We start from the raw sequence: 19685 nt of genomic DNA, 5'->3' as shown, positions 1-19685 counted from the left end.
GTGCATAGCCATAGTGTTTTTAGCACTTCTGATTTTTAATTTATTTTATTTTTATAACAACCTTGTTATATTGGATTATCGCCTTTGCTATAACTTTTTCAAATTTTTCTGAAATTTTTTGCTTTTTTTATTCTTGATTGTATTTTAAAACAGTCCGAAACATAAATCCTAGAAAAATAGCACACAGATGATTTAATTTATACATCTGCGTGCTTCTTTGTTATTCAATACTTGTGGCATATTGTTGGTTCGTTTGCTTAGGGCACAGATTTAATCTGTAGTCTTCAGCCTGTTCTGATACCTTCAGCGTCTCACCAAAAACACAATATATTTATATGTAATTTTACATTAAATTATTTTTAAAAATAAGCCCTATATCAACCCAAGTAGTGAATCAATGAGATAACCATAATTAAAATAATATAGAAAAAGGCAATTTCTATATTGTTTCAATAGAAATTGCCCTTTTTTCACTTGTCCAAGAACTTTATGTCCCAGCGTCTCATTCATTTCTTTTTGTAAATATAAATAAAACTAAACGCGGGCAAACAAAACATACTCTATTTGATTAAGTCATATATTTTATAAAGCAAAGGTCTGATTGGTTTAATAAAATCTCCAATGTACTCTTCTACATATGCATTAAAACCTGCTTTGAACTTTTGTACACCAGCATCTTCAGCATTTTCACTGAAATCTCCAGTTATGCCATAAAAGTTATAACGCTGGATATTGCGCGCCTTCGCAAACTTGATCATTTCCCATTGTAATCTATAGGCACCCATATATGTATTGTATTTAGGGTTAGAGCCGCTTGAAAGATAATAAACTTCATAGTCGTTGTAAATATAAAGCGCTGCTGCTAAATCCAATATAGTACCATCAGTTTTGATTAATGCTTCTGTTTCAGTTATTTTCCTTTTTTGTGCTTTTATTTGTTGTAATCCTTGATCATATTTATTTTTACTTTTTTTCGAGTTAGGATTGTTTTCTAAGCTTTCTTTCGTATTTTCTAGGTCCTTGTTCAATTTTTCTAATTGCTTATTTTGCTTTACTAATAATTCTGACAAATCGATATATGCTAATTTTAACATGCTATTATCATGATAAATATTTTGCATTTCTTCAAAATATTGCTGATCTCTAAACTTAAATCCATGTTTTTCTTCAGCCATTTTAAATAATTTAAAAAATCTACTTGTCTCCTCAATAGGCAGTGTACGTACGCGCACGTCCATTTCGTATGTTTTATTAATATTTCTGCGCGTTTGGTAATCCATTTCTTTAAGTAAGTCATCTTCTGTTTTATCTTTTAAATCCAAAACTGATAACCAACGAATTTGACTTATTTGAGAATATCCTACCGTATATCCTTGATGTTTATAACCTATATCTTCCATAGTCTTGATAAGTGGTTTATTGTTATAGCTTTCTAATATTTCGCCTTGCGCATTTCTTATATTTTCTAATATGTATGGATCGGTTAAAACATATAAGCACCGATGCTTTTTCAAATACTTCGTTAAACTTTTATAGAAAAATCTTACTAACTGATAATCAGAAAAGTCTAAAACAGGACCACGATGTGTATAAAAATATTTAAAAAATTTGAAGGAACGTGCTTCTGTTAAAAGACATGCTGCTATGACGTTATCTTCATTATCTTTAACACCTACAATATGCACATCATTTTTATGTTGGTTTCTGTAACGAAAATGGTTAGCACTTTGGGTATAATGTGCCGCATGGTTATGAATAAAGTTTTCAAATTCATCAATGTTTAAGTGAGTGAAATACATTGTAAACCTACTTTCTATTTGAATTTATAATGCATTGAACAATATATATCATAAAAAAAGCCAAGCACTTGAAAGGCTTGGTAAATGATTTAACGGAGGGAGAAGGATTCGAACCAACGCAAGCAAGATGCTTCTAATTAATATTAACTATTAATTTCCCTTAAGCCAGACTTGGGTATCCCTCCAAAATTTTATTCCTTTAATTATATTGTACTACTTCTTTATAATAATTAAAAGTATTGTCCGAAACATATTAAACATTTTTTCTCATTGTAGATACATATCTATAAAGTACAATCTTTTCAAAACAACGTAAAAAAGAACAAGTAACGCCTCTTACGTTACTTGTTCCATCTTTAATATCATACATTATCATTTTCAATAAGTGTTATCAGTTTTTCTAAAAAATGAATTGTATTATTTGTTTTAGTGTTAAAATGATCCGACATAAAATTTAATAGCCCTTCATTTTCAGTAGTTACCTGAATCTTATACTTTATCTCTTTTGATTGTATCAACATTTGTTTGTAATCTTGAACTTTGCTTTCTAAGATATTAATTACTTTTTGCTTATCTACGAATTTGAGATAAGCAATACCAACATACATTTCACTAATTTCTTTAGCGTTCTCGAATAACTTATATATCAATTTAGGCAAAGTTTGTTTACCTTTTTCAGTAATTTGAAATACTTGTTTATCTGGACGATTTTCTTCTTTAATTGTCTCCACTATTTCTACAAGGCCTTTTTTGGATAATGCTTCAAAATTATAATAAAGCTTACTTTCTGTTAGTCCGCTCATTTTATCAAAAGGTATAGGTTCTGATAGCTGTTTTTTTAATAAATAAGGGTAACTGTTTTTTTCCATTAATTTCCCTAATATAAATATTTGGATAGACATTATTAAAGGCTCCTTTTTTCTTAATACCTTTATTTTAACAGAACTAAAGAAGGTGTTAATAGTTTGCAAGCGTTTCGTTAGTATTTTTATAATTCTCAAAAACGATATCGGATTCTTTTTTATAAAGAACAGTAACGATAACTATATTAACGAACATAGCAACGACACCTACAGCTGCCATAGATAAAATATAAGGTGTTTGTGGTATGCTTCCAAAAATGTTTGCAAAGTGACCCTGAACTGAATAATACATTGGGGAAATATGACTCATCCAGTTATAAACTGTAGGCATCATATCACGACTCATTGTTGCCCCATTAGCAATTGTTTGTATGAGTAAAATAGGAATATTTAAAATCATACCTGCCTGTCCTATTAAGAATACGACGATTGCTGTAAAATTAAAGGAAACCCAATAATTCAATACTAATTGACCAAAAATACTTAAGAATTTATCAGCTTCTAAATCATTGACTAAATAAGCAATACCTAAAGAAATTACAGAAGAAGCTAATCCAATGATTAGAGCTGTTAGTTGCACATAGATAAACAACTTAGTTTTACTAGCTCTGTGTCTGTTTTCTTTAAATGCACTAACTAATTGCATCGCTCCAATCATTGCGCCTACATATCCAGCTAAAGTTAAAAACATAGGTAACATTTTAAAATTCATGCTTGATGGCATTTTATTTATATGATTAATGTCACCAGAATAAGAAGCGTTGATTTGCTTAATTAAACCGTCCATTTGTTCATCAGGTATTTTTGCTTGTTTTAATACACCTTCAGTTGTTTGATTAGAAAATTGCTTGCTAAGCTGACTATTAATTTCACTTCCAATTGAATCCATAGATTGGCTAATCATTGTTGGAGAAGCATCATTTACTTTAAAATCTAGCCCTGCTGTACCCTTTTCAGATTTTAAATTACTTGAAAAATCTCGAGGTATATGAATTACAAGATTCAATTCATTATGCTCCAACTGATTATTTGCTTTCGAATTAGAAATATCTTTTTTTATATGGTCGAACGGTAAACTGTTGTTCAATTGTTTTGATATTTGGTTACCATAATCTCCGTTGTCATCGTTAACGATTACAATAGGTAATTTATCAATATTACCTGGCATCGCTTTGTAACCAGGTAAAAAGATGGCCAACATCACTAATCCATAAAAAATCCCCATAAATATTGCGCCAATTGTCCCTTTTGATTTTAAAAAATCACTGAATTTCATCTTAATTATCCTTTCTAACACGCATATATAGTTTTATAAAAGTACTTTTAACAAAGTACTTTGTTTATACTACTCTCTTGAATTAAATAGGTCAATAATATAAACCTAAAGTTTTCATTATTTTTACAAAGCGTTATAAGGCGGCAACTTAATGACTGTTTTTATACATACAATTTATGCTCATATGGTTTTATGAATTGGGGAATTTTACTTAGTTGGCAGCATGTCTTTGTATTTTTAATATATTTGAAAAATATTTGCGCAACATAAAATAAAAAACCCCCGACTAAACTATTAGTCGAGGTTATTATTTAAAAAATATGAAAAGTCTCCAGTTAAATAAAATGAGCTATCTGTTTTATGATTTATTTTTTAATTTATATAAAATGTGTAAAACGCGTTACACTATACTGAAAAACTCAATCTTGGAATGAATGTTTCGTAGTGAATTTGGTCCATTGGCACTTCTAATTTTTGTAATTCTTGAATCATAGCTTTTAAGAATGAATTACCACCACATACATAAACTTCTGTTTCACCATCAAGGTATTGTTTTAATTGTTCAGCGTCTATAAATCCGTCTTGATTACGGAAATGTTTATCAAATTGTGCTACTGAAGATTGTGCTGTGATTGCTTCTAAATTTTCTTCGAATGCTACGTTTTGAGCATCTGATGTTGATTGAAGGAATGTTGAAGTTAAATCAGCATCAACCGCTTCTTTATACATTGAAACAAGAGGTGTCACGCCTACACCAGAGCCTATGAATAATTGTTTATGATCTTTGTTTGCCAATCCAAATCCACCGACTGGCGCAGATAAAAATAGAGTATCTCCCACTTTGACTTCATCATGTAGTACTGTAGATACTTCACCTTCATGTTCTTCCGTAACGTCTCTACGTACACCGAATGTTAAGAAATCTTTGTCACCATCTACAATGGAATAATGTCTTTTAGCTCTGTATGGCAATTTATCACTAGATATATCTACTGTAATATATTGTCCAGGTACAAATTGACTTAAATCAATGTCGTCTGATGTTACTGTGAAAGATTTAATGATTTCGGTTTCATCAGTAATATTGGTTACAGTAAATGGTTTAAAGCCATCCCAAGCCATTTTACTGTACACTTCTTTTTCTAAGCCAATAAATGCATCAGCAATTTCTCCATATGCTTTAATCCAAGTTTGGATAATAGGATCATCTTCTTTTAACCCAGTCACTTGTTGAATTGCCCAAATCAAATTTTCACCAACGATTGGATAATGCTCAGCTTTTACTTGTAAAGCACAATGTTTGTAAACCACAGGCATAATTGCGGGAACAATTGGTGATAAGTCATCTATATTTTCTGCCGCCGCTAATACTGCCATCGCTAATGCAGAAGATTGTAATCCTCTTTTTTGATTGGTCTGGTTAAACATATGCTTCAATTCAGGATGTTGCTCGAATAATCTTTTATAGAAAGTTGATGTTATTGTCTGTCCTTTATCTTTCAATAATGGTACCGTTTCTCTTATTGTTTTTATTTCTTCTTGATTTAACATAAACCCCTCCTAGTTATTCCTTCACTTCCATTATTGAACTACAGTATTTTGTTTACAAGTAAATGTGTTTAATTTCACATAAATTTCACATTCGATATTCATTAATTTGTAACTATTTTTTGATTAATGATTTTTAAAAAAGATAATATATTGAAAAATATCGCTCATTTTTATTCACTATATAATCTAAAATAAAATATATTATATTGATAATTCATTTTTGCAAACTTAAAAACCACATGCATCTGGTGGTATATCAGTTCGCATGTGGTTTTAGGTTTGTTATTTACTATTATTTACTTAATTCAAACGATGGGTAAAATTTCTTGTTTTAATTATATTTCTCGTTCAATTGGTGTATTAATCTTCTGAACTCAGTTTCAGATTTAAATTCAAAAGTGATGTAACCTTTTTTATTTTTGTTAGATATCGTTACAGCTGAACCATATTGTTCTTTTAGCTGTCGCTCTTGTTGTTGTATAAACTTAGGTTTTTTAGTTGTATGCGGCTTATCTTTAATAGATTTTTTATTTTCAGTGTTTTCATTTACATATTGTTCTAATGTACGTACACTCCAAGACTCCCGGTAGGCTTGCTTAGCTATGCTTTTCATCTTTTGCTTATCTTTTATCGCTAATAGCGTGCGTCCATGTGCGCCTGATAGTTTGTTATCTTTGACCATTTGAGTAATGTCCTTAGGCAATTGTAGTAAACGCAACATGTTGGCAATATATGGTCTAGATTTACTTAATCGCTGTGCCACTTCTTGCTGTGTTAGCGCTAACTCATCCATTAATTTACGATAACTTTCTGCTTCCTCAATCGCATTTAAGTCTTCGCGTTGTAAATTTTCAATCACAGCGAGTTCCATCATATCTTCATCAGATAGCACTTTAACGATGGCGGGTATTGTCGTTGATCCTGCTAGTTTTGATGCTCGAAAACGTCGCTCACCTACTACAATGTTATAACCAGATATTGTTTTTCGTAACACGATAGGCTGTAAAATACCATGTAGTTTTATCGACTCAGCCAAATCTTCCAAACGTTCTTGATCAAATGATTTCCTAGGTTGATAAGGATTAGGTTTAATGCTATTGAGTGCTATTTCTTTTACGTGCGCATTGTGATCTACTTTGAGTCGTTCATCTATAGCATCATTCATTGTTTACACCTACTTTCTTAAATAAAAATGACCTTTTTAGTTAAACATAGTATATCATCACTACAGCAATGAAAAATATCATTTTAAATTATCGGTTAAATCAAAATTTTCAGATAAGTTATTGACAAAAGTTATTTTAATGTGTAATCTAAGTGATAACAAATTTGAAATAGCAACACACAGTAATAAGGAAAGTAGAACTTACACTGCTGACACAGAGAGTCTTCACTTGCTGAAAGGAGACACAGAAAGAAAGTTTGAAAATGGCCTTTGAGTGTTGATGCCAATATGAGGTGTCAACGGGATCGCCCGTTATAGCGATACAGTATTAACATTTTGCTTAATGGCGTACTGGATTATTCCAAGCGTTGTATATGTCGTTAATACTCATTTCACTTTCAGTGGCAGTGAGTTTTTTTATTTGATCATATTACGGTAGCGCACGTTCAGTACAAGTAATGAATGCAATTTGGCGTACTGGATAAGGTTACTTTAGTGATAAAGTAACAAACAAAGGTGGTACCGCGAGCTAAGCTTTCGTCCTTTACATCCGATTGATTCGGGTTTAAAGGACGGAAGCTTTTTTTATTTTTAAAGGAGGTTATCTGTATTATGAAAAATACTGAGTTATCACAAATCGCACTGACACAAGATGCAACAGGAGCGATTGCAAATCCAATTTATTTATCAACAGCATATCAGCACCCTCATTTAGGAACATCGACGGGTTTTGATTATACAAGAACTAAAAACCCAACACGTTCAGCTTTTGAAGAATCATTTGCTAAGTTAGAACGTGGTACTGCTTCATTTGCTACTGCAAGTGGCATGGCAGCCATACAATTAATATGTAATTTATTTAAAGCTGGCGATGAAATACTCGTTTCATTCGACCTTTATGGTGGCACATTTAGACTATTTGATTTTTATGAGCAACAATACGGTGTACATTTCAAATATGTTGATTTCTTAAACTATGAAACTGTTAAAGAAAGCATTACAGAAAATACTAAAGCGCTATTTATAGAAACGATTTCAAATCCACAAATGCAAGAAGTAGACGTTGACCCATACTATATTTTAAGCAAAAAACATCGCTTACTAACGATTATAGACAACACTTTTTTAACACCATATCTCTCAACACCACTTGAAGATGGCGCAGATATTGTACTACATTCTGCTACGAAATACATAGGTGGGCATAATGATGTACTTGCTGGTGTCGTGACGGTTAAAGATGAAAATTTAGCTGAAAAATTAGGTGAATTTCATAACATGATTGGTGCAACTTTATCACCTTTTGATAGCTACTTACTACAACGTGGTTTAAAAACATTACATTTAAGAATGGACCGTTCAGAATATAATGCTCAATTATTAGCCAAACGATGTTGTAACTTAACAGGCATTGACCAGGTCTTATATTGCGGTCGAACGGGAATGATGAGTCTACGCTTAAATAAAAATTATAAAGCCGATAAATTTTTAGAAAACTTAAAAGTATGTATTTTTGCAGAAAGCTTAGGTGGAACAGAAACTTTTATCACATTTCCTTATACACAAACACACGTTGACATGCCAGATGAAGAAAAAGAAAAGCGAGGCATTGATGAACATTTACTGAGATTATCCATCGGCGTTGAAGATTACGCAGACATTGAACAAGACATTATACAAGCATTAGAAAAATCTAAAGAAAGTGTGATTATATGAGTTTATCTAAAGAAACAGAAGTAATATTTGATGCACAAAGAGGTGTTGATTACGATTCAGCTAATCCACCATTATATGCATCTTCGACATTTCATCAAAAAGTTTTAGGTGGTGACGCCAAATATGATTATGCGCGAAGTGGCAACCCTAATCGTGCTTTGTTAGAAGAAAAATTAGCAGCACTTGAAGGGGGCGATTACGCATTTGCTTATGCATCAGGTATTGCAGCCATTTCAGCTGTACTACTCACATTAAATGCAGGTGATCATGTCATTCTCCCAGATGATGTCTATGGTGGTACTTTTAGATTAACAGAACAAATTTTGACACGCTTTAATATTCAATTTACCACGGTAGACACAACACAGTTACAAGAAATTGAAGAAGCGATTCAATCAAATACAAAACTGGTTTATATTGAAACACCATCTAATCCATTATTTAAAATCACTGATATTAAAGGCGTCTCTCGTATCACACAACAACACGAACTATTACTCGCTGTTGACAATACATTTATGACACCACTTGGTCAGTCACCTTTAGTTTTAGGTGCAGATATCGTCGTACATAGTGCTACAAAATTCTTGGGTGGTCATAGTGATATCATTGCTGGCGCTGCTATCACAAATAATAAAGCAGTAGCAGACGCACTTTATCTATTGCAAAACGGTACAGGAACTGCATTGTCTGCACATGATTGCTGGACGTTAGCACAGCATTTAAAAACGTTGTCTGTACGTTTCAATCAATCTGTTGAGAATGCACAAAAAGTTTATGATTTCTTAACGCAGCGCGAAGAAATTGCAGAAGTCTATTACCCAGGAAATGACAAGTTACATTTATCTCAAGCAAAACATGGTGGTGCTGTTTTAGGCTTAAGACTTAAAGATGAATCAAAAGCGCAAGCTTTTGTAGATGCGCTCACGCTACCACTTGTATCTGTCAGTTTAGGTGGCGTTGAGACGATTTTATCCCACCCTGCTACTATGTCTCATGCTGCTGTACCAAAAGAAGTTCGTGAAGCACGCAATATTACATTTGGATTATTTAGATTAAGTGTAGGCTTAGAAAATGCTGACGAATTAATTGCTGATTTAAACTACGCACTGAAGGAGGCCTTCAATGAGTCAACTCATCAACAAACTGAAACAGAACATTTTAGTCGCTGATGGTGCAATGGGAACCATTCTATATTCTGATGGTTTAGATACTTGTCCAGAAGCATATAATTTAACCCATCCTGACAAAATAGAACGGATTCATCGCTCCTACATTGAATCTGGTGCAGATATTATTCAGACCAATACTTATGGTGCAAATTTTGAAAAATTAAAAGTATTTGGTTTAGAACACAAGGTTAAAGAAATACACAAAGCCGCAGTACAAATTGCCAAAAGAGCAGCTAATGATGAAACATTTATATTAGGTACTGTAGGTGGATTCAGAGGTGTAAAACAGGAAGATTTAGGTTTAGAAGCCATTCAATATCATACCGAGATCCAAGTAGATACTTTAGTTGAAGAAGGCGTCGACGGTTTACTTTTCGAAACCTATTATGATTTAGAAGAGCTGACCAACATTATTACAGCTACAAAACGCAAACATCATATTCCTATTATTGCTCAATTAACAGCATTAAACACAAATTACTTGAGAGATGGGACGGAAATTAATACAGCTTTACAACGCGTTGTCGACAGTGGTGCTGATATCGTTGGACTCAATTGTCACCATGGTCCTCACCACATGCAACAATCATTTTCACATATTGAATTACCTGACAATGCCTATTTATCTTGCTATCCCAATGCAAGTTTATTAGATATTGAAAATAGTCGATTTAAATACAGTGATAATGCCGAATACTTCGGTAAAGTGGCAGAGCAGTTGATCAAAGAAGGCGTTAGGATTATCGGGGGGTGTTGCGGGACTACACCAGAACATATTCAATACATTAAGTCCTCTGTAGCCAATCTCAAACCGGCATCCAGTAAAAATGTAATACCTATTAAAAAATATAATAGTCCTTCACATAACAATGTACAACAACAAAACTTAACAACGAAAGTCAAAGCACGTCCCACTATTATAGTAGAATTGGATACGCCAAAACACTTAGATACAGAAACATTTTTCAGAAATATCAAAAAACTTGATGATGCTCATATTGATGCGGTGACCCTAGCAGATAACTCTTTAGCTACTGTGCGTATCAGTAATGTCGCAGCAGCAAGTATCATCAAACAACAATATAATATTGAACCGCTCGTTCACATCACGTGTCGCGATCGTAACCTCATTGGACTACAATCACATTTATTAGGCCTATCCTTACTGAATGTAAATGAAATACTAGCCATTACAGGGGATCCATCAAAAATTGGTCATTTACCCGGCGCAACTAATGTTTACGATGTGAACTCCAAAGGTTTAACAGAAATTGCATTACGCTTTAACGAAGGTATTAACACAGATGGTGATGCGCTGAAGACGAAAACGAACTTCAACATCGCAGGTGCTTTTGATCCAAATGTTCGAAAACTCGAAGGGTCAGTCAAACGTGCTGAGAAAAAGATAGAGAGTGGCACACACTACTTTATCACACAGCCAGTCTATAGCACCGAAAAAATCGAAGAAATATATGAAGCAACCAAACATTTAGACGTACCATTCTTTATTGGCATTATGCCAGTCACTAGCTATAATAACGCACTATTTTTACACAACGAAGTGCCTGGAATTAAACTATCCGAAGACATTTTAGAACAATTTGAAGCTGTTAAAGACGATAAAGAAAAAACGAAAGCATTAAGCCTTAAACTTTCTAAGGAACTTATAGATACCGTCCATAAATATTTTAACGGCTTATATTTAATTACACCGTTCCAGAAAGTCGATTACACTTTAGCACTCGCATCATATTCACAATCAATTACTTCAAGTAAACAGGAGGCAATATTATGACAATTCAAACATCAAATTTAGGTTTCCCAAGATTAGGCAGAAAAAGAGAGTGGAAAAAAGCAATAGAAAGTTACTGGGCTAATAAAATAGATGCCCCTACATTAAATCAACAATTAACAGACTTGCATAAAGAGAATTTATTACTACAAAAGAACTATAATCTAACGAGTGTCCCTGTCGGAGATTTCTCTCTTTATGACCATATTCTTGATACATCATTATTATTCAATATTATTCCAGAACGTTTCCAAGGCAGAGCATTAGACAACGATTTATTGTTCGACATTGCCAGAGGTAATAAAGAACATATTGCAAGTGCATTGATCAAATGGTTCAACACAAATTATCATTATATTGTACCTGAATGGGACAACGTAGAGCCAAAATTAAATGACAATGTATTATTAGAGCGCTTCAAATATGCACAATCCATTAATGTGAATGCGCACCCAGTAATCGTGGGTCCCATAACATTCGTAAAACTTTCTAAGGGCGGTTCGCAATCATTTGAAGAAAAAGTAAATATTTTACTACCTTTATATAAAGAAGTTTTACAATCTTTAGTAGATGCAGGCGCAGAGTACATTCAAATTGATGAACCAGTACTTGTGGAAGATGATAGTGCATCATTTGAAAATATTACACGTACTGCTTATAACTATTTTGCCGAAGCAGGGTTAAGTAATCACCTTGTGATTCAAACTTATTTTGAACGTGTCAACTTAAAATTCCTCAACAGCTTACCTGTAAAAGGATTAGGTTTAGATTTTGTACATGATAACGGCTATAACTTAAAACAAATTAAAAATGGCGAACTAGACAAAAACAAAACACTTTATGCAGGTATTATAGATGGTCGTAATGTGTGGGCAGCAGACATTGAAGCTAAAAAATCATTAATCGACACACTACAAAGTGCTACAAATAACCTTGTCATTCAACCATCTTCTTCATTGTTACATGTACCAGTATCATTAGATGATGAAACATTAGACGAATCCATCGCAGAAGGTTTGAGTTTTGCCACTGAAAAATTAGATGAATTGGATGCTTTAAGACGATTATTTAATGACAATGACAGTCAGAAATTTGATGAATTGAAAGCACGTTATGAGCGCTTCCAAAATCAATCATTTAAAAATCTAGAGTATGATTTCGACAGTGTGCGTACTACGCGTCAGTCACCTTTTAAAGTGCGTAAAAAAGCACAAGATGCACGTCTCAACTTACCTGATTTACCAACGACAACGATTGGATCATTCCCACAATCGCAAGAAGTAAGAAAATTCCGTGCAGATTGGAAAAATAATCGAATTACAGATGAAGATTATAAAACATTCTTAAAAAATGAAATTGCGCGCTGGATTAAAATCCAAGAAGATATCGGATTAGATGTCTTAGTCCATGGTGAATTTGAACGAAATGATATGGTAGAGTTCTTCGGCGAAAAATTACAAGGCTTCTTAGTGACGAAGTATGGATGGGTGCAATCATACGGTTCACGTGCGGTAAAACCACCTATCATTTATGGTGATGTAAAATGGACAGAGCCTTTAACAGTTAAAGAGACACTTTATGCACAAAGTTTAACGGATAAACCAGTAAAAGGTATGCTTACAGGTCCAGTGACTATCTTGAATTGGTCATTTGAACGTGTAGACTTGCCACGCGAAACCGTACAAGACCAAATTGCATTAGCGATTAATGAAGAAGTTTTAGCTTTAGAAAAAGCTGGTATCCAAATTATTCAAGTTGATGAACCTGCATTGAGAGAAGGTTTACCATTACGTTCAGAATACCATGAAGATTACCTTAATAAAGCTGTGCATTCATTTAAATTAGCTACATCATCTGTTGCCGATGAGACGCAAATTCATACACATATGTGCTATTCTCAATTTGGACAAATCATTCATGCTATTTATGATTTAGATGCAGATGTTATTTCAATAGAAACATCTCGTAGCCATGGCGACTTAATTAAAGATTTTGAAGATATTACTTATGACTTAGGTATTGGATTAGGGGTATATGATATCCATAGTCCACGTATCCCTACTGAAGCAGAAATCACAGAAGCAATTAACCGGGCGCTACAAGAAATTGATCGTTCTTTATTCTGGGTTAATCCAGATTGTGGTTTAAAAACACGTAAAGAAGATGAAGTGAGAGAATCATTGACTGTGCTTGTAAATTCAGTAGACAAATTACGTAAATCAACAAACCCTGCAACAGTTTAATCATTAATGACGAAGGTGATATCAATGACATATCCACTATGGGAACAGTTAGAACAATTAAAAACTGCAACATGGGTAGACTTAACCCATACTTTTGATGAAACAATTCCGTGTTTTAGTGAATTTGAACGCGCAAAGGTTTCTACACTATTTAATGTTGCCGACGATGGTTTCTATGTCCAAAATTGGAATATTGTGACTCAGTATGGGACGCACATAGATGCCCCGATACATTTTGTCGAAAAAACGCGCTATCTTCATGAAATTGATCTAAAAGAACTCGTATTACCATTAGTTATTTTAGACTTTTCACAAGAAGTGGCAGCTGATGCTGACTTTATTTTAACGCGTGATCATATTAAACAATGGGAAACTGAACATGGTTCAATCGAACCTGGCACATTTGTTGCGTTTCGCAGTGATTGGTCCAAACGTTGGCCAGATATTGAACATTTTGAAAATAAAGATGCAGAAGGACAACTACACTTACCTGGTTGGGGCTTGGATGCCTTACAATATTTACTTGAAGATAGACAAGTCCAATCTATCGGTCATGAAACGTTTGATACAGATGCTTCAGTAGATGTTGTCAAAAATGGTGATATTGTCGGTGAACGTTACGTATTAGGTCAAGATACCTACCAACTTGAGTTACTAACAAATTTAGATCAACTGCCTACACGAGGCGCCATTATTTATGCTATCAGTCCAAAACCAAACAAAGCACCTGGATTTCCAGTACGTGCCTTTGCTATCAAACCTTAAAACCATAAGCGAAACGGTCCATTTCGCTTCAATAATATGAAACTTATAAAACCTAGCCATTATCATATATAAGAAATTGAGCACTTCTTATATTCATATATCTCTTTTATAAATAGACAATAAATTCTAAAATATGATTATGTTGATACGTAACTATTTGAAATAACGCTACACAAACAATTATCATTAACTGTTTATAGACACCAACATATTACCAACTTAACTGGGGCGGGAATTTGATATCAAATACAATTTTTGATTTCTATCCCGTCCCACTTTTATGGAATAAATACATAGGTCATAAGTTGGATTTTTAATAGATGATAATCTCTATCATTTAAAAAATTAAAATCAATGTTATACTTCAATTAAATTCTATTATATAAATAGCGTGTTATTGTGCATGCTTTACTATAAATTTTTAATACAATACGAGGTGACCTTTTTGGAATTAAATAAATCAAATTCCCCTTTTGATGAAAATCAATTGGAACTTATACAACAACTTATGCCAACACTGTCATCAAATCAACAGTCTTGGTTAAGTGGCTATTTGCTTAATGCTTCTACAGATGAAGGTGACCCATCGCAATATACCGATCATCCTGAAACATCTGAACACGCAAACGCAACAGCTGAATTAACATCGTCCATTGACAAAACTAATTCAGAAGTACCAACAGAAGATACGACGCATTCGACAATATCTACGGATGAGCCTATAGAAGTAAACATTTTATTTGGAACAGAAACAGGCAATGCTGAAGAAATTGCTGATGAATTTGAAACAAAATTAAAAGAACATGATTTTACAGTTCATACTTGGGAAATGGATGATTTTCCTCAAGAGGATTTATCAAAAGTTAACCATGTGTTTATCATTACTTCAACGCATGGTGTAGGAGAACCTCCGATTAATGCGTTGGATTTTTATGACTACCTGCATAGTGACGAGGCACCTGATTTAAGTCATTTAAACTTCTCAGTGCTCGCATTAGGTGACCAAGACTATCCTGATTTCTGTCAAGCAGGCAAAGATTTCGATAAAATCTTAGGTGATTTAGGTGGTCATCGATTAGCTGATCGCGTTGAATGTGATTTTGATTTTGAAGAAGTATCTGAGCAATGGATTATTGACATGCTTGAACTTTTGTCTCAAATGTCTCCTGGTAGTTCAAATAATGAACCTAAAGATGAAGATGTCGTTGTCGAAGAACCACAAGCAACTTATTCAAAAACACATCCATTTTATGCTGAAATCATCAAAAATAGTGTGTTAACTGAACCAACTGCTACCCGTGAAGTCAGACATCTTGAATTATCTATAGAAGGGTATGGCGAAGCCTACGAACCTGGAGACAGCTTAGTAATTATCCCTCAAAACAACCCAGAACTTGTAGAAGAAGTAATCCAAACATTGGATTGGGATGGCACAACAACAATAGACATAGACAATAGCGGTAATAGTACCACTATACAGGATGCACTTACGAACGAATTTGAAATTGCTAAATTAACACCATCTATATTAAATAATGCAGCTGCGTTATTTGGAAATCCTATGCTAAATGCAAATGTTCAAAACAACGAATGGGTACAAGATTATATTTATGGCAGAGATTTCATTGATTTAATTAAAGATTTTACACCTGTCGCGCTGTCACCTGATATGTTAAAAGACTTATTGAGAAAATTGCCGCCAAGAGAATACTCTATTGCTAGCAGTAATCAAGTAAATCCACATACCGTCCATATCACTGTACGCGTAGTTAAATATGACGCACATCATCGTGAACGTCATGGCGTATGTTCTGTACAACTCGCAGATCGTACACAATTAGGTGATAAATTACCTGTTTACCTTAAAAAGAATCCTAATTTTAAATTCCCTTACGATGAACAAACACCAGTCATTATGATTGGTGCAGGTACTGGCATTGCGCCTTACAGAGCTTATCTCCAACAAAGAGCGCATTTAGGACTGAAAGGTAACCAATGGCTCATATTTGGAAATCAAAATATTGATGCAGATTTCCTATATCGCAATGATTTAGAGTCATGGCTTGACCAAGGCGTGCTTAGTAAACTAGATTTAGCATTTTCAAGAGATACAGAAAATAAAATCTATGTTCAACACCGAATTGAAGAAAATGGGGAAGATTTTTATCAATGGTTAACAAATGGTGCAACCATTTATCTTTGCGGTGACAAAGAAGAGATGGCAAAAGGAGTACACCAATCTTTTGTCAATGTACTCATTCAGCATGGTAACTTTAATCAATCACAAGCAGAAGATTATTTAACAGAACTAATTAAAAATCAAAGATATCAACGCGATGTTTATTAATAGTTGAGCCAATCACTGCATCATCATTACATTGATATGAATCCTACAACCACCTCAGCGATTATTTTTCAGATAATCGCACGGAGGTGGTTTTTTTATACTAAATTGCTGTTAAAAATGCCGTTTAGAATAATATTACAACCACTTACCTATTTTGTATGGTAATCAAATCATTTATTTGTTTTACTTATCAATAAGAAGGAGGCGAACTGAGCATGGATGTGAAGGTAATATATAATCAGCATTTAGACAACAATCAAGTAATCATTGAAGTCAATGAACACACTGAGCACGTGAATGACATTGTAAACTATATTAACAAATTAGCCAAAACGAAGTTATTTCCCGGAAAATATAAAGGGGAAACACACTTTATAAAACAAGAAGATATTATTTCCTTTCGCATAGAAAATAAAATTCTTACTATGATTACCGCAGACAAACAATTTACAATGAATCAGCGACTATACGAAATCAAATCTCAAATCAACACCTATTTTCTACAAATCTCTAAATCTGAAATAATAAATATTAATTATATTGATTATTTGAAACTCAATAAAAATGGCACAATTGAAATTCGTTTTACTAATAATGATTTCACTTATTCATCAAGAAGGTATTTACCATTAATCAAGGAGGCTTTAAAATTATGAAACGCTTATTACACGGCGCAATCACAGGTATTGCTATTGGAGTTATCATTTCTTTATTTTTTTCAGTTGTTTTTTCACATACTTCATTTCATCCAGTCTCCCCTGTCTCAACAATGGGTCATTTATACTTTCAATATTTAAGCGAATTACAAACAATGTTTATCGCAGTTATCATCTGGGCATTAATTGGTATTACATTCAGTTTTGGAGCACTCATATTTTCAAGTTCTAGAAAATCATTATTATTTAAAACATCTGTGCACTTCACCCTAATGTTCGTTATCATGCTCCCTTTAGCAATACTAGCGGGATGGTTTCCACTTAATGTTTCAGCTTTAGTATCTTTTATCATTATCTATACAATTGTCTATTTTATCATTTGGTCAATAGAAGCGAAACGTAATCAAAACGATATCAATGAAATTAACGCTATGCTTTCAAAAAGAAAGGGTGAAAAACATGAATAAAGGGAGATACACTGTAATACCCAATGCCTCAGTCACAGTTTTTCTAATAGGACTTCATATAAATAAATGGTATAAAATTCATAAATGGTTACCTGTACTCTTAGCTATGCCACCTATGCTCAGAGAATTATCAAAAGATAAAACGCTGGGATGTTTATCTTTTGAAATGCTATTTAAATATCGTGGTGTGATGATTGTTCAATATTGGGAATCCAATGAAAAATTACTTTCTTATTCAAAAATGCCGGTACATTTAAAAGCATGGCGACGTTTTATGAAAGAACTTAAGCAAAATGATGCTGTAGGTTTTTATCATGAGACTTATAATGTCGATGCGAATCAATATGAAAATATTTATATTAACATGCCCGATTTTGGTCTAGGAAAAGCACGTAATAACGAAAAAGTAACCAAAGCTACACACACAGCAAAGCAACGCTTACGCTCATAAACCTGACCTATCAATGCTCATCCTGCCTTATCACTTTATATGCGATGAACATATACTAAAATAGTTTTCAGCATAGAAAAGCTCCCTTCAAGTTTCATTTTTTAAATGTCACTTTGAAGGGAGCATATGCATTGTCTATACTCATTCCTAACAGAATATAGTTATTTCAGTGTTTTATTACTTTACTAGCTAATTACTAAACTATTATCTTACATATTCAAAGATACCGGCAGCACCCATACCTACACCGATACACATCGTTACCATACCATATTGTGTATCCGAGCGTTTTTTCATTTCTGAAAGTAATCTGCCGACCAACATCGCACCCGTAGCACCCAATGGATGACCTAAGGCAATTGCTCCGCCGTTAACATTCGTCTTTTGAGCATCTAAACCTGTCTCTCTCATTGAAGCGATTGTTTGAGATGCAAATGCTTCATTCAACTCTACTAAATCAATATCATCTACATTCAAGTTTGCCTGTTTTAACACTTCAGGAATTGCATAAGCAGGTCCAATACCCATCAATTTAGGATCTACACCAACTGCTTTAAAACCTACGAATCTCGCAATTGGTTCTACGCCTAATTCCTTTACCTTTTCACCTGACATTACTACTACAAAGCCTGAACCGTCAGTTAAGGGTGCCGAGGAGCCTGCAGTCACTGTGCCGTCCGCCTTAAAAACAGTGGGTAATTTAGATAATGCTTCTTGATTCGTATCTGGTCTAATCAATTCATCATCTTTAAATACTGCCTGCGATACGACCGGACCATTTTCATCATAATCCACTTTATTCACTTCAATCGGAATAATTTCATCTTCAAATTTACCTTCTGCTTGTGCTTTAGCAGCACGGGCATGACTTTGTACTGCATAAGCATCTTGATCTTCTCTAGAAACCTTGTAAGTGTCAGCCACCATTTCTGCAGTTAACCCCATTGGATAAGATACACCAGAATCTTCGTCTTGTAGTATCGGGTTATTGGTTGGCTCATTGCCCCCCATCGGTACCGCACTCATAAGTTCAATACCTCCAGCAACAAGAATGTCTGCTTGGTCCGCTATAATTTGATTTGCTGCATGTGCAATTGTTTGTAAGCCTGAAGAACAATAACGATTGACTGTTTGACCAGGTACTTCATTTGGCATCCCTGCTAATAAGGCGATTGTTCTAGCAATATTTTGTCCTTGCAAGCCTTCTGGAAATGAATTCCCCACAATGACATCTTCAACCATACTAGGTTCAAATGAACCTCCAACTCTTTCTAAAACACCTTTCAATACTTTTGCAGCTACTTCATCAGGTCTTTCATGAGTCATTGCACCATTTTTTGCTTTACCAGCTGCTGAACGTCCATAAGCTACTATATACGCGTCTCGCATTTAGTTTCACCCTTTCCTCTATAATGTTCGATT

15 protein-coding genes, 1 tRNA gene and 1 other annotated feature are annotated in these 19685 nt (G+C 33.8%); of the genes, 9 read left to right on the top strand and 7 right to left on the bottom strand.

Translation table 11 applies throughout. From position 1 onward, the window contains the following. Window positions 1-560 precede the first annotated feature (560 nt). The 6 genes from CD150_RS02305 to CD150_RS02285 all read right to left on the bottom strand — a co-directional run bounded on the left by CD150_RS02305 (window position 561) and on the right by CD150_RS02285 (window position 6654). Window positions 561-1799, bottom strand: a complete 1239-nt coding sequence (locus CD150_RS02305; RefSeq protein WP_073345338.1) for an aminoacyltransferase — start codon at window positions 1797-1799, stop codon at window positions 561-563. A 93-nt stretch (window positions 1800-1892) separates the two neighbouring features. Continuing rightward, a tRNA-OTHER gene (locus tag CD150_RS13340) sits at window positions 1893-1984 on the bottom strand. Window positions 1985-2161: 177 nt separating this feature from the next. After that, a complete protein-coding gene (locus tag CD150_RS02300) occupies window positions 2162-2701 on the bottom strand; it encodes a PadR family transcriptional regulator (RefSeq protein WP_073345343.1) in 540 nt (179 codons plus the stop codon). Window positions 2702-2756: 55 nt separating this feature from the next. After that, window positions 2757-3938, bottom strand: a complete 1182-nt coding sequence (locus tag CD150_RS02295) for a YhgE/Pip domain-containing protein (RefSeq protein ID WP_103161314.1) — start codon at window positions 3936-3938, stop codon at window positions 2757-2759. Window positions 3939-4343: 405 nt separating this feature from the next. Next, window positions 4344-5489, bottom strand: coding sequence for a globin domain-containing protein (locus tag CD150_RS02290; RefSeq protein WP_073345352.1), 1146 nt, complete (start codon window positions 5487-5489; stop codon window positions 4344-4346). Between the two features lie 331 nt (window positions 5490-5820). After that, window positions 5821-6654, bottom strand: a complete 834-nt coding sequence (locus CD150_RS02285; RefSeq protein WP_073345356.1) for a ParB/RepB/Spo0J family partition protein — start codon at window positions 6652-6654, stop codon at window positions 5821-5823. A 173-nt stretch (window positions 6655-6827) separates the two neighbouring features. Then, window positions 6828-7202 (top strand) — a binding site (T-box leader). Between the two features lie 64 nt (window positions 7203-7266). On the opposite strand from CD150_RS02285, the gene CD150_RS02275 reads away from it, so the two are divergent. From CD150_RS02275 to CD150_RS02235, 9 genes are all read left to right on the top strand, one after another. Beyond that, window positions 7267-8370 carry a PLP-dependent transferase gene (locus CD150_RS02275; protein WP_070038475.1) on the top strand — a complete coding sequence of 368 codons (1104 nt, stop codon included), beginning with the start codon at window positions 7267-7269 and terminating at the stop codon, window positions 8368-8370. Beyond that, entirely contained in the window at window positions 8367-9542 is a 1176-nt protein-coding gene (gene metC / locus CD150_RS02270; RefSeq protein WP_073345364.1) for a cystathionine beta-lyase MetC, read from the top strand. The genes CD150_RS02275 and metC overlap by 4 nt, the downstream gene beginning before the upstream one ends. Further along, on the top strand, window positions 9496-11337 hold the full coding sequence (locus tag CD150_RS02265; RefSeq protein WP_073345368.1) for a bifunctional homocysteine S-methyltransferase/methylenetetrahydrofolate reductase: 1842 nt from the start codon (window positions 9496-9498) through the stop codon (window positions 11335-11337). The genes metC and CD150_RS02265 overlap by 47 nt, the downstream gene beginning before the upstream one ends. Then, window positions 11331-13577, top strand: a complete 2247-nt coding sequence (gene metE / locus CD150_RS02260) for a 5-methyltetrahydropteroyltriglutamate--homocysteine S-methyltransferase (protein WP_103161313.1) — start codon at window positions 11331-11333, stop codon at window positions 13575-13577. The genes CD150_RS02265 and metE overlap by 7 nt, the downstream gene beginning before the upstream one ends. 24 nt (window positions 13578-13601) lie before the next feature. Then, window positions 13602-14342, top strand: coding sequence for a cyclase family protein (locus CD150_RS02255; RefSeq protein ID WP_073345375.1), 741 nt, complete (start codon window positions 13602-13604; stop codon window positions 14340-14342). A 445-nt stretch (window positions 14343-14787) separates the two neighbouring features. Beyond that, window positions 14788-16689: a diflavin oxidoreductase gene (locus CD150_RS02250; protein WP_073345379.1), complete on the top strand. Its 1902-nt coding sequence runs from the start codon at window positions 14788-14790 to the stop codon at window positions 16687-16689. 215 nt (window positions 16690-16904) lie between these two features. Next, a complete protein-coding gene (locus CD150_RS02245; protein ID WP_052722064.1) occupies window positions 16905-17345 on the top strand; it encodes a LytTR family DNA-binding domain-containing protein in 441 nt (146 codons plus the stop codon). Beyond that, complete coding sequence (locus CD150_RS02240) at window positions 17342-17812, top strand: DUF3021 domain-containing protein (RefSeq protein ID WP_103161312.1); 471 nt, start codon at window positions 17342-17344, stop codon at window positions 17810-17812. The genes CD150_RS02245 and CD150_RS02240 overlap by 4 nt, the downstream gene beginning before the upstream one ends. Continuing rightward, a complete protein-coding gene (locus tag CD150_RS02235) occupies window positions 17805-18263 on the top strand; it encodes a DUF4188 domain-containing protein (RefSeq protein WP_073345387.1) in 459 nt (152 codons plus the stop codon). Before CD150_RS02240 ends, CD150_RS02235 begins: the two co-directional genes overlap by 8 nt. A 204-nt stretch (window positions 18264-18467) precedes the next feature. On the opposite strand, the gene CD150_RS02230 is transcribed toward CD150_RS02235, so the two are convergent. Continuing rightward, on the bottom strand, window positions 18468-19652 hold the full coding sequence (locus CD150_RS02230; protein WP_073345391.1) for a thiolase family protein: 1185 nt from the start codon (window positions 19650-19652) through the stop codon (window positions 18468-18470). Window positions 19653-19685: the final 33 nt, after the last annotated feature.

The organism is Staphylococcus ureilyticus, assembly GCF_002902235.1.
In the GTDB taxonomy this organism is placed as follows: Bacteria; Bacillota; Bacilli; order Staphylococcales; family Staphylococcaceae; genus Staphylococcus; species Staphylococcus ureilyticus.
Note: the sequence above shows the minus strand (reverse complement) of the source record. Positions and strands in the feature narration are given on the sequence as shown.

Excerpts from the sequence above, each read along its gene's own strand:
- CD150_RS02290 (WP_073345352.1), bottom strand. The coding sequence starts at position 5,489 with ATGTTAAATCAAGAAGAAATAAAAACAATAAGAGAAACGGTACCATTA.
- CD150_RS02240 (WP_103161312.1), top strand. The coding sequence starts at position 17,342 with ATGAAACGCTTATTACACGGCGCAATCACAGGTATTGCTATTGGAGTT.
- CD150_RS02295 (WP_103161314.1), bottom strand. The coding sequence starts at position 3,938 with ATGAAATTCAGTGATTTTTTAAAATCAAAAGGGACAATTGGCGCAATA.
- CD150_RS02285 (WP_073345356.1), bottom strand. The coding sequence starts at position 6,654 with ATGAATGATGCTATAGATGAACGACTCAAAGTAGATCACAATGCGCAC.
- CD150_RS02305 (WP_073345338.1), bottom strand. The coding sequence starts at position 1,799 with ATGTATTTCACTCACTTAAACATTGATGAATTTGAAAACTTTATTCAT.
- metC (WP_073345364.1), top strand. The coding sequence starts at position 8,367 with ATGAGTTTATCTAAAGAAACAGAAGTAATATTTGATGCACAAAGAGGT.
- CD150_RS02265 (WP_073345368.1), top strand. The coding sequence starts at position 9,496 with ATGAGTCAACTCATCAACAAACTGAAACAGAACATTTTAGTCGCTGAT.
- CD150_RS02255 (WP_073345375.1), top strand. The coding sequence starts at position 13,602 with ATGACATATCCACTATGGGAACAGTTAGAACAATTAAAAACTGCAACA.
- CD150_RS02300 (WP_073345343.1), bottom strand. The coding sequence starts at position 2,701 with ATGTCTATCCAAATATTTATATTAGGGAAATTAATGGAAAAAAACAGT.
- CD150_RS02245 (WP_052722064.1), top strand. The coding sequence starts at position 16,905 with ATGGATGTGAAGGTAATATATAATCAGCATTTAGACAACAATCAAGTA.
- CD150_RS02235 (WP_073345387.1), top strand. The coding sequence starts at position 17,805 with ATGAATAAAGGGAGATACACTGTAATACCCAATGCCTCAGTCACAGTT.
- CD150_RS02230 (WP_073345391.1), bottom strand. The coding sequence starts at position 19,652 with ATGCGAGACGCGTATATAGTAGCTTATGGACGTTCAGCAGCTGGTAAA.
- CD150_RS02275 (WP_070038475.1), top strand. The coding sequence starts at position 7,267 with ATGAAAAATACTGAGTTATCACAAATCGCACTGACACAAGATGCAACA.